At 31.4% G+C, this 14,469-nt stretch carries 14 protein-coding genes; 8 read left to right on the top strand and 6 right to left on the bottom strand.

Going from position 1 to position 14,469, the window contains the following annotated elements:
* The first annotated feature begins 212 nt into the window (after positions 1–212).
* Complete coding sequence (gene uvrC, locus GGR97_RS00480; protein ID WP_167896455.1) at positions 213–2,006, top strand: excinuclease ABC subunit UvrC; 1,794 nt, start codon at positions 213–215, stop codon at positions 2,004–2,006.
* Positions 2,007–2,019: 13 nt separating this feature from the next.
* Positions 2,020–4,242: a patatin-like phospholipase family protein gene (locus GGR97_RS00475; protein WP_167896454.1), complete on the top strand. Its 2,223-nt coding sequence runs from the start codon at positions 2,020–2,022 to the stop codon at positions 4,240–4,242.
* A gap of 52 nt (positions 4,243–4,294) precedes the next feature.
* Here GGR97_RS00475 and GGR97_RS00470 read toward each other — a convergent pair whose 3' ends face one another.
* Both GGR97_RS00470 and GGR97_RS00465 read right to left on the bottom strand, forming a co-directional pair.
* Positions 4,295–5,824: an Rne/Rng family ribonuclease gene (locus GGR97_RS00470; RefSeq protein WP_167896453.1), complete on the bottom strand. Its 1,530-nt coding sequence runs from the start codon at positions 5,822–5,824 to the stop codon at positions 4,295–4,297.
* Positions 5,825–6,114: 290 nt separating this feature from the next.
* On the bottom strand, positions 6,115–6,405 hold the full coding sequence (locus GGR97_RS00465) for an HU family DNA-binding protein (protein ID WP_010136136.1): 291 nt from the start codon (positions 6,403–6,405) through the stop codon (positions 6,115–6,117).
* Between the two features lie 137 nt (positions 6,406–6,542).
* Here GGR97_RS00465 and mutY point away from each other — a divergent pair, with 137 nt between their 5' ends.
* Genes mutY through gldD form a run of 4 tightly spaced genes read left to right on the top strand, consistent with a single transcriptional unit; the run spans position 6,543 to position 9,907 of the window.
* A complete protein-coding gene (gene mutY, locus GGR97_RS00460) occupies positions 6,543–7,577 on the top strand; it encodes an A/G-specific adenine glycosylase (protein ID WP_167896452.1) in 1,035 nt (344 codons plus the stop codon).
* Between the two features lie 35 nt (positions 7,578–7,612).
* Positions 7,613–8,020 carry a single-stranded DNA-binding protein gene (locus GGR97_RS00455; protein ID WP_167896451.1) on the top strand — a complete coding sequence of 136 codons (408 nt, stop codon included), beginning with the start codon at positions 7,613–7,615 and terminating at the stop codon, positions 8,018–8,020.
* Between the two features lie 11 nt (positions 8,021–8,031).
* A complete protein-coding gene (gene gldE, locus GGR97_RS00450) occupies positions 8,032–9,342 on the top strand; it encodes a gliding motility-associated protein GldE (RefSeq protein WP_167896450.1) in 1,311 nt (436 codons plus the stop codon).
* A 13-nt stretch (positions 9,343–9,355) separates the two neighbouring features.
* The gene (gene gldD, locus GGR97_RS00445; protein WP_167896449.1) at positions 9,356–9,907 is read left to right on the top strand and encodes a gliding motility lipoprotein GldD; all 552 of its coding nucleotides are present in this window, start codon (positions 9,356–9,358) and stop codon (positions 9,905–9,907) included.
* Here the strand turns inward: gldD and GGR97_RS00440 are convergent.
* Complete coding sequence (locus GGR97_RS00440) at positions 9,904–10,938, bottom strand: COX15/CtaA family protein (RefSeq protein WP_167896448.1); 1,035 nt, start codon at positions 10,936–10,938, stop codon at positions 9,904–9,906. The two genes, gldD and GGR97_RS00440, sit on opposite strands and share 4 nt — an antisense overlap.
* A 79-nt stretch (positions 10,939–11,017) precedes the next feature.
* Positions 11,018–11,545, bottom strand: coding sequence for a heavy-metal-associated domain-containing protein (locus GGR97_RS00435; RefSeq protein WP_167896447.1), 528 nt, complete (start codon positions 11,543–11,545; stop codon positions 11,018–11,020).
* Positions 11,546–11,810: 265 nt separating this feature from the next.
* Between GGR97_RS00435 and rplU the strand changes: the two genes are divergently transcribed.
* Both rplU and rpmA read left to right on the top strand, forming a co-directional pair.
* Positions 11,811–12,122, top strand: a complete 312-nt coding sequence (rplU, locus tag GGR97_RS00430; protein ID WP_167896446.1) for a 50S ribosomal protein L21 — start codon at positions 11,811–11,813, stop codon at positions 12,120–12,122.
* A gap of 56 nt (positions 12,123–12,178) precedes the next feature.
* On the top strand, positions 12,179–12,451 hold the full coding sequence (rpmA, locus tag GGR97_RS00425; RefSeq protein ID WP_167896445.1) for a 50S ribosomal protein L27: 273 nt from the start codon (positions 12,179–12,181) through the stop codon (positions 12,449–12,451).
* Between the two features lie 85 nt (positions 12,452–12,536).
* On the opposite strand, the gene GGR97_RS00420 is transcribed toward rpmA, so the two are convergent.
* Complete coding sequence (locus tag GGR97_RS00420; protein ID WP_167896444.1) at positions 12,537–13,400, bottom strand: hypothetical protein; 864 nt, start codon at positions 13,398–13,400, stop codon at positions 12,537–12,539.
* A gap of 139 nt (positions 13,401–13,539) precedes the next feature.
* Positions 13,540–14,346: a S1/P1 nuclease gene (locus GGR97_RS00415; protein WP_167896443.1), complete on the bottom strand. Its 807-nt coding sequence runs from the start codon at positions 14,344–14,346 to the stop codon at positions 13,540–13,542.
* Between the last annotated feature and the right edge of the window lie 123 nt (positions 14,347–14,469).

Here is a 14,469-nt window from a genome sequence, read left to right as displayed (position 1 = left end):
CAAAGATACTTTTTCAATTTACAAATAACAAGATGCGAGTAATAATTACATGGGCGTTCCCTTTCAGGTCAGGCTTTCCGTTATATCTTTTGGTTTTATGCTTCGAGAACCTCAGCACTTCAACCAAAAGGATGCCACTGCAATCCTTAACGCAAAAAGAACTCTAGTTAATTTCAATTCATCAATCAAACATTATTCAGTAATTTTGTATTGTGATTGACGATATAAAACTTAAAATAGCCGTTTTACCTACAACTCCCGGAGTTTATCAATATTTTGATAAAGACGGAACTATTATTTATGTAGGTAAAGCCATCAACCTAAAAAAGCGAGTAAGTAGCTACTTTTCTAAAAATCACGATGATGCAAAAACTCGAATTTTAGTTTCTAAAATTGTAGACATCAAACACATTGTGGTAGCTACCGAAACGGATGCACTTCTTTTAGAAAACAACTTAATTAAAAAATACAAACCCAAATACAACGTGTTGTTAAAAGACGACAAAACGTATCCGTGGATTTGTATTAAAAAAGAACGTTTTCCTAGAATATTTGTCACCCGAAAAATGATTCGTGACGGATCGGAATATTTTGGACCTTACACTAGCGTAAAAACCGCTTATGCTTTGTTAGATTTAATCAAAGAACTCTATCAAATCCGTAGTTGTATGTTTGATTTAAGTCACGAAAACATCAACAACGGTAAATTTAAAGTTTGTTTAGATTATCATATCCGAAAATGCAAAGGTCCTTGCGAAGGTTTACAAACCGAGGCCGCATACATGAATCAAATAAAAGCCATTAGAAACATTATTAAAGGAAACTTTAAAGATTCTATTGTTGCTTTTGAAAACATGATGCACGACTTTGCTAGCAAAATGGAATTTGAAGAAGCTCAGAAAATTAAAGAAAAAATGGTATTGCTTTCTAATTATCAAGCAAAATCTACCATTGTAAACCCTACCATTAACAACGTTGATGTTTTTTCTATTTTGTCCGATGAAGCAGCTGCTTATGTCAACTTTTTTAAAATTTCTAATGGTTCCATTATTCAGTCTCACACTATAGAAATTAAAAAGAAATTAGAAGAAAGCGATAAAGAATTACTAGAACTTTCTATTGTAGAATTAAGAGAAAGATTCAACTCCATTAGTCCCGAAATTTTAGTTCCATTTAAAGTAAGTGTAGGAGAAAACATAAAAGTAACTGTTCCTAAACAAGGAGATAAGCTACGTGTAGTAGAACTTTCTTTACGAAACGCAAAATACTACAGACAAGAACAATTTAAGCAAGTGCAAATTGTAGATCCGGAGAGACATACCAAGCGTATTATGGCTCAAATGAAAAAAGATTTACGTTTAAGTGCAGAACCTAGACATATAGAATGTTTTGACAACTCCAACATACAAGGAACCAACCCTGTGGCTGCTTGTGTGGTTTTTAAAGACGGAAAACCTAGTAAAAAAGAGTATAGAAACTTTAACATACAAACTGTTGTAGGACCCGATGATTTTGCTTCTATGGAAGAGGTGGTTTACAGAAGATACAAACGCTTGTTAGATGAAGAACAGCCTCTACCTCAATTAATTTTAATTGATGGTGGTAAAGGACAGTTATCATCAGCCTTAAAAAGTTTAGACGAGTTAGGTTTGCGAAACAAAATTGCCATTATAGGTATTGCCAAAAGGTTAGAAGAATTGTTTTTTCCAGAAGATCCAATTCCTTTGTATTTAGACAAAAAATCGGAAACGCTTAAAATTTTACAACAACTAAGAAACGAAGCGCACAGATTTGGAATTACACATCACAGAAACAGACGTAGCAACACTTCTCTAAATTCTGAATTGGAAACCATTCCGGGAATAGGACAACAAAGTGTGGAGGCTTTACTGCAGTATTTTAAATCTGTAAAAAGAATAAAGTCCGCAACAATTGAACAATTAACTAGTGTTTTAGGGATTTCTAGAGCTAAAAAATTACATAATTTCTACCATAAAAAGGAGTAACTTTATAAGCGCTATGACAAAGAAAATTGTAATCCTTTTTATTCTAATACATCAAGTTGTTTTCTGTCAACACAAAGAAAACGACACACTTAACAGTCCTAAAAAAGTAGGACTCGTATTAAGCGGTGGTGGAGCCAAAGGCTTTGCTCATATTGGAGTTTTAAAAGCCATAGAAGAAGCCGGCTTACAAATAGACTATATTGGAGGTACTAGTATGGGAGCTGCCGTAGGAGCTCTGTATGCATCTGGCTACACAGCACACCAAGTAGATTCTATTATTATGGCTATTGACTTTGAAAAAATGTTAACAGACAAAATTGATAGAAAATACAATTCCTTTTTTGACAAAAAAAACAACGAAAAATACTTACTGACTCTACCTATTAAAGGTTTTAAATTAGGATTGCCAATTGCTCTTTCTAAAGGTCAGAACACCTATAACACACTAAGTGAACTCTGTCACCATGTAGACCACATTACAAATTTTTCCGAACTTCCTATTCCATTTTTTTGCATTGCTACCAATATAGAAACAGGAAAACAAGTAGAAATAAATTCAGGATCTTTGGCATTAGCTGTTAGGTCTAGTGCATCTTTACCTACTTTATTAAATCCTAGTCAACTAGATTCCATTACAGTAATTGATGGAGGAATATCTAACAACTTTCCTATAGACCTTATGAGAACTAAAGGGGTAGATTATGTAATTGGAGTAGATGTACAAGGAAACTTAAAAAAACAACAAAATTTAGATTCTGCCTTAAAAGTAATTGATCAAATCATCAACTTTCAATTGTATGGAAACGAATATGCAGAACTAGACAAAATAGACGTTTACCTACATCCAAAAGTTACCGACTTTAGCATTGTAGACTTTAACAAAAAAAGAGCCATTATTGATGCTGGTTACAAAGCTGCAAAAGCTCAATTAAATCAACTAAAAGAATTAGCTAGGCAACAAAACAAAAAACCAATTTCTGCACTAAAAATAAAACCAAACCCTAAAGAATATACCATAAACAACTATACCATTTCTGGAGCAAAAAACTACACCAGAAGATATATTAGAGGTAAATTAGATTTCAAAAAAAATCAAAAAATAAATCTTAAAAAGTTTAACCAAAACATAAATTATGCTACTACCTCTAACAACTTTAGTAGTATTTTTTACAATTTTAAAGAAAATGATTCCATTGTAGATCTAGACATTAAACTAACAGAAAACCCCGAATCTAGATTCTTAAAACTTGGTATCCATTATGATCCACTATACAACTTATCTGGACTGGTAAACTACACACACAAACACTTGTTATTAAGAAATGATATCCTTTCTGTAGATTTAGCTTTTGGTGATAATACTAGATATGGTATTAATTACTTTATAGACAACGGACACTTTTTAGGTTACGGAATCTATTCTAGATTTAATCAATTTGAAACCATTATTAAGAGCAATAACTTTATTGGTGTAAATCAAATCAACTTTGAATACGAAGACTTTACCAACTACCTATATACACAAGGAAACTTCCAAAATATGTATGCAATATCGGTAGGAGTAGAACATAAACATATTAGATCTTTTACCAACAATTTTGCCTCTGTTAAAGACGATACTAGAACTTTTTTTGACGATAGCCACTATTTAAGTGTTTTAGGAAAAATAGAAGCCGATACCTATGATAAAAAAAGCTTTCCTAATCAAGGAGTATTAATTAATGCCACCTGGAGAACCTTTCTATCATCTACTGATTTTGGAGATAATTTTAGCCCTTTTTCTCAGTTAAGAGTATTAATGGAAGGTAGATGGACTTTGTCTGATCGACTTTCTTTCTTTGCACAAGGTGACGGAGCCTTAAGTATCACCCACAGAGAATTAGACAACTTTAACTACTCTTTAGGTGGATACGGTAACAACTTTATTAACAACTTTATTCCTTTTTACGGATATAGTTTTTCGGAATTAGAAGCCAACTCTTTTTTAAAAACCACTGGTTCTTTACGTTATAGGTTTTACAAAAAAAACTATATAGATTTTGTTGCCAATTATGCTTTAATTGCTGATGATGTTTTAGAGTTTTTAGAACACAAACCTTTCTTTACTAATGCAAACTCTGGTTACGCTATAGGATTAAGTTCTGACACCTTTTTAGGTCCCTTTGATTTAAGATATGCCTGGTCTCCAGAAAACAAGTTTAGCTCTATTTATTTTAGCGCAGGATTCTGGTTTTAGCAAACATAAAAAAGCCCGATCAGTTAACTGATCGGGCTTTATTGATATGATTTTACTTTTTAAAAGAAAACTTATACTGTAAATACATATAAGCATCTCTTGGCACTATTTTTATCCATTTCTTGTGCTCAGTAAACCAAGCTCTCTGTTGAGAACATAGTCTTCTTTTTAAATAAGCAGCTACAAAAGGATGTACATGTAAAAAGATTTTTTCGTTACGCTTTTTTGTTGATAAGATTTTTCTTAGTTCGAAATCTATCTTACTAACAAGCACTATAGGTGCTTCTACTTCTCCGTTTTTATTCGGATTAGGTTCTCGTGTTTTAATATTCGTTTCTGGACGAACACGTTGACGAGTAATTTGCACTAAACCAAACTTACTAGGAGGTAATATTTTGTGTTTGGTTCTATCAGTAGCCATTTCATTTTTAAGATGATCATATAGCTTTTGTCTGTTTTCATTGGTATTCATATCAATAAAATCGACCACTATAATTCCACCCATGTCTCTTAATCGCAGTTGACGTGCAACTTCTGTTGCTGCAATTAAGTTCACTTCAAGCGCAGTGTCTTGCTGTGTATTGGCTTTGTTAGATCTGTTTCCACTATTCACATCAATTACGTGTAAGGCTTCGGTGTGTTCAATCACCAAATAAGCTCCTTTACTCATTGATACAGTTTCTCCAAATGCAGATTTAATCTGCCTTTCAATTCCGTATTTTTCAAATATTGGAGTGTTACCGTCATAATCTTTAACGATACCCACTTTTCCAGGATCTATTTCTTCAATGTAATCTCTTATTTCTGTTGCCAACTGTTCATCGTCAACAACAATATCTGTAAAAGAATCATTTAAAACATCTCTTAGTATAGAAGATGCTCTGTTTAACTCACTTAAAACTTTGGTTGGAGTGTTTGTATTGGGAATACGTTCACACATGTCCACCCAACGTTGTAGTGAATTTTGTAAATCTTTATCTAATTCTGCAACTTTTTTTCCCTGTGCAACTGTGCGCAGAATTAGTCCAAACCCTTTGGGTTTGATGCTTTTGGCCAACTTCTTAAGTCTTTCTTTTTCTTTAGGATCTTCTATCTTTTGAGAAACAGAAACTCTGTTAGAAAATGGCACTAATACTAAATATCTTCCTGCTATGGACAACTCAGAACTAATTCGTGGTCCTTTGGTAGATATGGGTTCTTTTACAATTTGAACAAGAATGTTTTGCTTCGGTTTTAAAACCTTGTCAATACTGCCTCCTTTGTCAATATCTTTTTCAAATTGAAATTTGTTAAGCGTAAAATCTTTGTAATTACCTGTACTTACTTTCTTTAAAAAACTATTTAGAGAATTTACTTGAGCACCCAAGTCATGATAGTGTAAAAAACCATCTTTTTCGTAACCTACGTTAACGAAAGAAGCATTTAGTCCTTTTAGCACTTTTCCTGCTTTGGCTAAAAATATATCACCTACCGATATTTTATTATCGTTAGATTCATTATTTAACTCAATTAATCTACCATCTCTAAGTAATGCAAAATCAATATCAGAAGAATTTGAACGAATTATTAATTCTAATTTCATCCTGATTTGTATTTAAATGCTACCGAAATAACATGATTAAAAATAAGTATATTGATAATTAAGACAATTGTCTTAATGTCAATGAACGTACTATGGTTTTTACGAAACCATAAAAAACAAGAAAAAGTAAGTTGTTAAAACTTACTTTTTCTTATGTCTGTTAGCTCTTGATCTTTTTTTACGTTTGTGCGTAGAGATCTTAGCTCTCTTTCTTTTTTTACCACTTGGCATAATGTCAAATTTTAAGTCTCCTTATGGAGATAGTTAATAATCTATTTTTTTAAGTAAAATTATTTTACTTCTACTTTTGCTTTTACTCCTTCTGTAAACGTTTTAGCAGGTTTAAATGCTGGTATGTTATGTGCAGGAATCTTAATTGTTGTATTCTTAGAAATGTTTCTACCTGTCTTCTCAGCTCTTGTTTTGATAACAAAACTACCAAATCCTCTTAAGTACACGTTGTCACCGTTTTCTAAAGCATTTTTCACTTCATCCATAAACGCCTCAACAGTTGCTAAAACATCAGCCTTTTCAATTCCTGATTTATCTGCAATTGTCGTTACTAAATCCGCTTTCGTCATTTCTTTATTACTTTTTTAATATTATTCTAGAAAAAAATTGAGGACGCAAATATATGATAATTAATTAATTCTAAAAAGATTAACCATCAAATTTTAAAGGAAGTTTTCTGTAAGTTTGCATTCCTAAGCGCAAATATATGGAATTTTATAAGATACTGGAAATGTGGTACTTAAATAATCAACGAGATTTACCATGGAGAAAATCTTCCAATCCGTACTTTGTTTGGCTTTCAGAAATCATACTACAACAAACAAGAATTCAACAAGGACTGTCTTATTACAACACATTTATCGATCATTATCCAACCGTAAAAGCATTGGCAAATGCAAATGAAGATGATGTTTTAAAAGATTGGCAAGGTTTAGGCTATTATTCTAGAGCAAGAAATTTGCATTCTTCTGCCAAATATATTTGTGAGGAACTAAACGGAAAATTTCCTACCACTTATAAAGAAATCATCAAATTAAAAGGTGTTGGTGATTATACTGCATCTGCAATAGCATCTATTTGTTTTAATGAAAAAACAGCTGTTGTTGATGGAAATGTATACAGAGTTTTGTCTAGATACTTTAATATAGACACCCCCATTAACTCATCAAAAGGGATTAAATACTTTAAAGAATTAGCTCAGGAGCTAATCGTAAACGCAAATCCAAAAGAATACAATCAAGCTCTTATGGATTTTGGTTCTATGGTTTGCAAACCTCAAAACCCTATTTGTGAAACTTGTCCGCTAGCAGATGGATGTTTAGCTAAAGCTAAAAACACGATAGACAAACTACCTGTTAAGGAGAAAAAAATCAAAATTAAAAATAGATTCTTAAACTTTATTGTGTTTACTGATGGACAACATACTGTTTTAGAAAAAAGAACTGGAAATGGAATTTGGAAAAACCTTTATCAATTCCCATTAATTGAGTTTGATAAAGTTGTTTCCGAAGAAGAGTTAAGTCAAGATTCTTTATTATTAAACACTCCCTACTCTAATATAAGCCTCTTTAATACAGAGCCTTGGGTACATAAATTATCACATCAGCATTTGTTTACTCAGTTTTGGATTGTAGAAACCAATCAAATAACAAACAACAACATTCAACCATGGAACGAGGTCTCTAATTTTGCCGTACCTAAACTGATACACAATTTCTTAGATAGCTACCAAACCAAATAAATTTTCATTATTTTTGATGAAATAATTAATTGCATATGGCTGGTACACTTAATAAAGTTATGCTAATTGGTCACCTTGGAGAGAATGTAAAAACTCACTACTTTGAGGGTGGCGGTTGCGTAGGAAGATTTTCTTTAGCAACTAACGAAACATATACCAATAAAACTACTGGCGAAAAAACAACCACTACCGAGTGGCACAATATTGTTGTAAGAAATAAACTTGCAGAAATATGCGAAAAACATTTAACCAAAGGAGATAAAGTCTATTGCGAAGGAAAAATTAAAACTCGCGAATGGGAGTTAGAAGGAGTAAAAAAAACTACCTTAGAAATTCACGTTCAAGAAATGACTTTTTTATCTCAAAAATCAGAAACCAAAAATCAGAATTCCAATATTGCAAAACAGCAACCAAATGGAATTATTGATGATTTACCATTTTAATTCACAAAACATTGCCTGAGCCCATATACGATACCGGATTTCAACTAGACACCATTTTTAATTGCCTTTTTACAATAGGCCTATTAATTTGTTCCGCGCTTATTTCTGGATCAGAAGTTGCCTTTTTCTCACTAACAAGAACAGAACTTGAAGAAATTGAAGCTTCGGGAAGCAACAACTCTAAAATTGCTACCCAATTAATTTCTAAACCCAAAAGACTACTTGCAAATATTTTAGTTGCAAATAATGCCATCAATATTTTAATTGTCTTACTTTTTGCTAGTCTTGGAGAGGTCTTTTTTAACGGACTTACCATTAATCTAGATCTTTATTTCTTTACCTTAAACATCCGTTTTTTTATAGAAGTAATCCTAATCACCTTTATTATTTTAATTTTTGGAGAGGTACTTCCTAAAATTTACGCAAATAGAAATGCCAAAAGTTTTGCACTTTTAATGAGTCCTGTTTTATTGGTTTTAGGAAAGTTATTTATTTTTATTAGTGGTCCTTTAACCTCACTTTCTAATGTAATTGAAAAACAATTAAGAAGCAGCAAAAGCAATTTTTCTGTAGACGATTTATCACAAGCTTTAGAACTTACCAACGAACAAGACACAACAGCAGAACAAAAAAATATTTTAGAAGGAATTGTAAATTTTGGAAATACTGAAACTGTACAAATAATGAACCCTAGAATGGATATTTGTGCTATTTCTAAACGCGCAACATTTGCCGAAGTTTTAGAAGTTATTGCCGAAAAAGGTTTTTCTAGAAATCCAGTTTACGACAACAATATTGATGAAATTATTGGGGTTATTTACGCTAAAGATTTACTACCTCATTTACACAAAAAAACCTTTAATTGGATTTCGTTACTTAGAGATCCATTTTTTATTCCTGAAAACAAAAAATTAGACGATTTACTAGCTGCTTTTCAAGAAAGAAAAAATCACCTTGCTATTGTTGTTGATGAATATGGTGGAACTAGCGGATTAGTTACTCTAGAAGATGTTATTGAAGAAATTGTAGGAGACATTAGTGATGAATTTGACGATGACGATTTATCGTATTCTAAAATTGATGATAGCAATTATGTTTTTGATGGTAAAATAAATTTAAAAGACTTTTGTAAAGTTTTGGATCTTGATGAAGTTCTTTTTGAAAAAGACAAAGGTGAATCTGAAACCTTAGCTGGATTAATTTTAGAATTATCTGGTAAGTTTCCTCGAAAATTTGAGAAAGTAAATTATCAAAATTTAGTTTTTACCGTTGAGGCTATAGAGAAAAAAAGAATCAAGCAAATAAAAGTTGCTATTCTTTAAACCGGCTTATTACATGAGATATTTTTTATACGCATTATTCCTATCAACATGTATTAGTTGCAAAGAAACTCCTACACCCAAACCTAACGCTTATCTAAGTTTAAAATATACGAATGCTGAATACAAGAAAACTAAATTAGATCTACCTTTTAACTTTAACCTATCTAAAAATGCAGTTTTTACCCTAGAAAAAACAAATTGGTTAAATATATATTACCCCAAGCTAAAGGCAGAAATTAATATTACTTATCAAAAAGTAAACAACAATTTAACTCAGCTAGTTTTAGATGCAGAAAAGCTTACTTACAAGCATACAATAATAGCAGACCATATAGAAGTATATCCTTTTGAAAACAAAGAAAACAAAGTATATGCTCGCTTATTTGAAGTTACTGGTGATGCTGCTTCTCCACTTCAATTTCAAGCTACAGATTCTACCAAACATTTTATTAGCGGATCTTTATATTTTGACGTAAAACCAAATTATGACTCCATTTTACCCGCAATCAATTTTGTTAAAAAAGACATCAAAAAAATTATTGAAACTTTAGAATGGTCTAATTAAGAATTGAATCTTTTTAATCTATAAGAAACAAAAAGACTATACAACAAAACACCAAACAATATAGCTCCAGAAAGTAAATGTATAGCCTGGGTTCCAAAAGGAAAATGCACATAATACATTAGTATTCCTGTAAATGCTTCAAAAAACAAGAAAGCTAAAATCCATCTTGTTTGCTTATACCCCAAACTATATTTTTGATTCAACCAAAAAATAAAAGAGCTTATTAACACCACTACAATGGTAAACGATCTATGAAAATAGAAGTTAAAATTTGGATCTAATAATCTAAATTCTTTTTGCTCAAACCCATGCAATTTTACTTGTTCATCAACAAATTGTCTTACCTGAGTTCCTAATAAAATCTGTATAATCATCATTAGCAACAAACTCAACAAAAGCCAATGAAACGTTTTATTATACTTGTAAGAAAAAGATAAATTCTTAGAATTAAGTAAAAACTTTGCTCTTAACAAAAGACCTATAATTAACAAACCACCAATCATGTGAATTGTTATAATATAAGGTGTTAAAAAACTATCTACAACCACTTTACCTAACCAAGCCTCAAACAGCATACCCGCAAAAGCAACATAAGAGAGTAAGGCTACACCTCTTATTTTATTTTTATCAAAAGTTACTTTCCACAAAAGAACTAAAAAGACAAACCCAGCCACAACAGAACTCAATCTATTTATATATTCCGTGTAAGTATGGTATACATTAAACTCAGCATACTCATGCTTTGTGTAAGCCTCCCAATTATCATAACTAAACTCTTCCTTTGTAATAAAATCACTTTTGGCAACATACAAAGCTTCATCATGAATAATAATTACTCCTTTATGAAAATCTGTGTTTGCTTTCCACTCTAACTGATCTTCAGATGTTGGAGGAATATAATATCCAAAACACTTAGGCCAATCCGGGCACCCCATTCCAGAACCTGTCATTCTAACAACCGAACCTGCAAGAAAAATTAAATAAACAGATACTATAGCTACATTAATGGTTTTAAGGAGTGCTTTATTCATGTATTTGGATTTTACTAGCAAAATTATATAAAAAAAGCTACTCACAAGAGTAGCTTTAATTTATTCTTTATTATTTGAACTATTTCTTAGTTGCGCAACATGCTTTTTCACAACCTGGTTTACATGTATCTTTTTTAGTTTTATCACAAACCTTAGTACAAGCTTCCCCTTCTTTATGCCCACATTTATCGGCACACGCTTTAGAACAAGTAGCTTTTTCTTTTACAGCACAACATGGTTTTTCACAACCTGGTTCGCAAGAATGTTCTTTTGACTCTGTTCCAGAATAGGTTTTACCATCAACCAAACCATTAATAGTACTTATAATCTCTTCTTTTGAAGTTTTATTTGAATCATAAACAAAAATCCCTTTTTTATCTTCAAAACTTACTTTAGACTCTGTAACACCTTCTATTTTAGAGACTTTAGATTCAATAATTTTAGCGCAACCTATTTCACAAGTCATCCCCTCAATATCAATACTAGTTGTTAACAACTTAGTAGGTAAGTTTACCGCTTCAGGAACTGCTTTTTTTTCTGTAGATGGCTTACATCCAATAACATTCATTGCCAAAAACACAACTAATAAAACCTTTATTACTCTCATGATTTATTCTTTAAATTTTGAACCAAATGTACGAAAGAAATACAATAAAAATAAATGTTATTAATTGAGTAAAATCAACATTTCATTCACATCAATAGGAACCAAAATAGTTTTCAACAAATACAAAACACAAAAACAGATACACTAACCGCATTATAATCAGACGAATAAATAATTAAAAAAACTTTTTACAGCATAGAATTGTTGAAAAATAATATGTATATTTGCGTCCATTTTATTAACAAGCATTTTAAATTATTTAAGTATGTACGCAATTGTAGAGATAGCAGGGCAGCAGTTTAAAGTAGCGCAAGACCAAAAAGTATACGTTCACCGTTTACAAAACGACGAAGGAGATTCAGTTTCTTTTGACAACGTTTTATTAGTAGACAACAATGGTGATGTTACTATTGGCGCCCCAGCTATAGAAGGAGCTTCAGTGAAAGCTAAAGTTTTAGGTCACTTAAAAGGTGATAAAGTAATCGTTTTCAAAAAGAAAAGAAGAAAAGGTTACAAAAAGAAAAACGGACACCGTCAGTATTTAACTGAAATTCAAATTGAAGCTATCAACGCTTAATTTGACTGTCTAAATTAAATTATTAAAGAAAACAATAACCTTAAAAACACAATATTATGGCTCATAAGAAAGGTGTCGGAAGTTCGAAGAACGGTAGAGAATCAGAATCGAAACGATTAGGTGTGAAAATTTTTGGTGGTCAAGCTGCTTTAGCTGGAAACATTATAGTACGTCAAAGAGGTACTACTCACAATCCAGGTGAAAACGTTTACATGGGAAAAGATCATACTTTACACGCGAAAGTTGATGGAATCGTTGAATTCCAAAAGAAAAGAAACAACAAATCTTACGTTTCTATTACTCCAGTACAATTACAGGCTGAAGCTTAATAGCAAACTAAGTTTTACACTATAAAAAACCCGAACACAAATTGTGTTCGGGTTTTTTATTTATAGATTTTATTAAAATATGAAACTATATAGTGATTTTATATTTTACTATGCTTCCATCAATATTTACAAAAACAAAATAGAAACCACTTTGCAACTGAGAGTTTTTAACCTCTTGCCCTAGCATGTTTATAATTTTAATAACATGACCTCTACTCGTATTTAATATACCTGAAATATTTGTAAACTGAATTTTTTCTTTACTAATGTTAGCTACAGATAAAGTTGTTATGCTAAATGGTGTGTCATCAAAAGGAAGAAGCATACTTGTATTGTCTGTCATAGTTGTCCAATTTTCCTCATCAACAATTAACGACTTATATTCTTCTACCGTTTTACCAGTTCTAGTACCAGTATATTCACCACCATCTTTACTTGCCGTATTATCAATAACAACATAATTACTAGTCACACTTAATCCTGTTGCAGAAAAATTAGCTTCTAAACCATCATCGTTATTTTGAATTCCAGCAATCCATTTAGTTACTGAATTTGTTGATGGGTCACCATAGGTAGCATACACTACATCTCCTGAAGTAGCAATATTAAAACCAGCATCTACAACCGTTAAAACACCTACAGAGCTTCCGAAATTTAGATTTGATGCGCTATCTACATCCGTAAACACAATAACAGTTCCTGCGTTAATTACAGAAGCACCAGTATCCCATTTTAAAACACCCTCAGAATCTGAATTTCCATTACCGGCAGCATTGGGTTCGCTATCTGTAAAATAAATAATTGTGTTCGCATTTAAGTCTTTTAATGCTACAATTGAAAAATCTTTGTCGCCATCGGCATTAAAACCTGTAAAAAGTATATCTCCTGCAGATTGAGCATGGACAAAAACCGAAGATACAAATACTAAAAGTTGAATAATTTTTTTCATTTTTTATTATATTTTGATTTCTACCAAAATATAAATCACTTAAAAACAAAGTAATAACTCCACATTAAGAATACTAAAACAAAAACACTCAACTACGCTGTAAATGTTAAGCCATCGTAAGCATTAGATAAACAAAATATTAAACAGATCTTAAAAAGAAATCTAACCAAATAGATTTGGTTTTAAAAACTTCATCTAAAACAAACGCTAAACGCACTCCTCCTTTTTGCAACTGTTTTTTAACCATCGGAAAGTTATAATACATATACTCATAACCGACTGTATCATTTTCTTTTACTGCTCCATACACCTTTAATGCTATTGCTCTAGACTCATGTGCCCAGTCTATTAAAGTACCTTTACAGTTTGCTTTATTTTGTTTTACAGGAACTATATCTAAATTAACCGCAAGTTCTGAATAACTCATTTTATAAGAGTCTATCATATCGGAATCCCATAATCTATGTAAATTGGTAGATTTTCCAAACCACTTTAACTTAATATCATTTCCACCTTTATCGTGTTTATTTCCTGCATGCAAAGGCATGTGTAAATCTCCCACAAAGTGAACTAGCATTTTTAAATAAAAAGCTCTATCATTATTACTAACTTTTTTATCTCTAATTTTTAAAATACAAGTTTTAATTCCTTGTAAAATATCTCCTTTAGGATTTATAGCTTCTTCTTTGTATTTTTTATCTCCTTCAAAATTTACATAATGCCAAGGACCAAAAGAACGGTACTCTGGATTACTTCTAATTTCATCTGCATAAATAGAAACCATTGCTAGGGACTCTCCATGTAGAAGTGCTTTTACTTTCTTGATGGTATTTTTAGAAATATGTTGATTTGCTATTTCTCCAACAGTTCTATGGCCTGTTTTTCCCCAGTCATTATTTGCAAAAACAGTTACTGATGTGAATAAAATTAGTAGATACTTAATCATTACAAATTTATTTAAGATTTAGTTACAATACTATTAAAAGCAATACATTTCTGGAAATACTACATGTTAACATATAAACACCTAGTTGATAAATTAATTCTACTAAATTGTTAAGAAAGTTTA

The sequence above is a fragment of the Wenyingzhuangia aestuarii genome, from assembly GCF_011927765.1.
Taxonomy (GTDB): domain Bacteria; phylum Bacteroidota; class Bacteroidia; order Flavobacteriales; family Flavobacteriaceae; genus Wenyingzhuangia; species Wenyingzhuangia aestuarii.
This window is presented reverse-complemented; position numbering and strand designations above follow the sequence as displayed.

Bases quoted from the DNA above. Each gene is read 5' to 3' on its own strand.
- GGR97_RS00440 (WP_167896448.1), bottom strand. From the start codon at position 10,938: ATGAATAAAGCACTCCTTAAAACCATTAATGTAGCTATAGTATCTGTT.
- GGR97_RS00415 (WP_167896443.1), bottom strand. From the start codon at position 14,346: ATGATTAAGTATCTACTAATTTTATTCACATCAGTAACTGTTTTTGCA.
- GGR97_RS00455 (WP_167896451.1), top strand. From the start codon at position 7,613: ATGGCTGGTACACTTAATAAAGTTATGCTAATTGGTCACCTTGGAGAG.
- GGR97_RS00420 (WP_167896444.1), bottom strand. From the start codon at position 13,400: ATGAAAAAAATTATTCAACTTTTAGTATTTGTATCTTCGGTTTTTGTC.
- gldD (WP_167896449.1), top strand. From the start codon at position 9,356: ATGAGATATTTTTTATACGCATTATTCCTATCAACATGTATTAGTTGC.
- GGR97_RS00435 (WP_167896447.1), bottom strand. From the start codon at position 11,545: ATGAGAGTAATAAAGGTTTTATTAGTTGTGTTTTTGGCAATGAATGTT.
- mutY (WP_167896452.1), top strand. From the start codon at position 6,543: ATGGAATTTTATAAGATACTGGAAATGTGGTACTTAAATAATCAACGA.
- GGR97_RS00475 (WP_167896454.1), top strand. From the start codon at position 2,020: ATGACAAAGAAAATTGTAATCCTTTTTATTCTAATACATCAAGTTGTT.
- rplU (WP_167896446.1), top strand. From the start codon at position 11,811: ATGTACGCAATTGTAGAGATAGCAGGGCAGCAGTTTAAAGTAGCGCAA.
- GGR97_RS00470 (WP_167896453.1), bottom strand. From the start codon at position 5,824: ATGAAATTAGAATTAATAATTCGTTCAAATTCTTCTGATATTGATTTT.
- rpmA (WP_167896445.1), top strand. From the start codon at position 12,179: ATGGCTCATAAGAAAGGTGTCGGAAGTTCGAAGAACGGTAGAGAATCA.
- GGR97_RS00465 (WP_010136136.1), bottom strand. From the start codon at position 6,405: ATGACGAAAGCGGATTTAGTAACGACAATTGCAGATAAATCAGGAATT.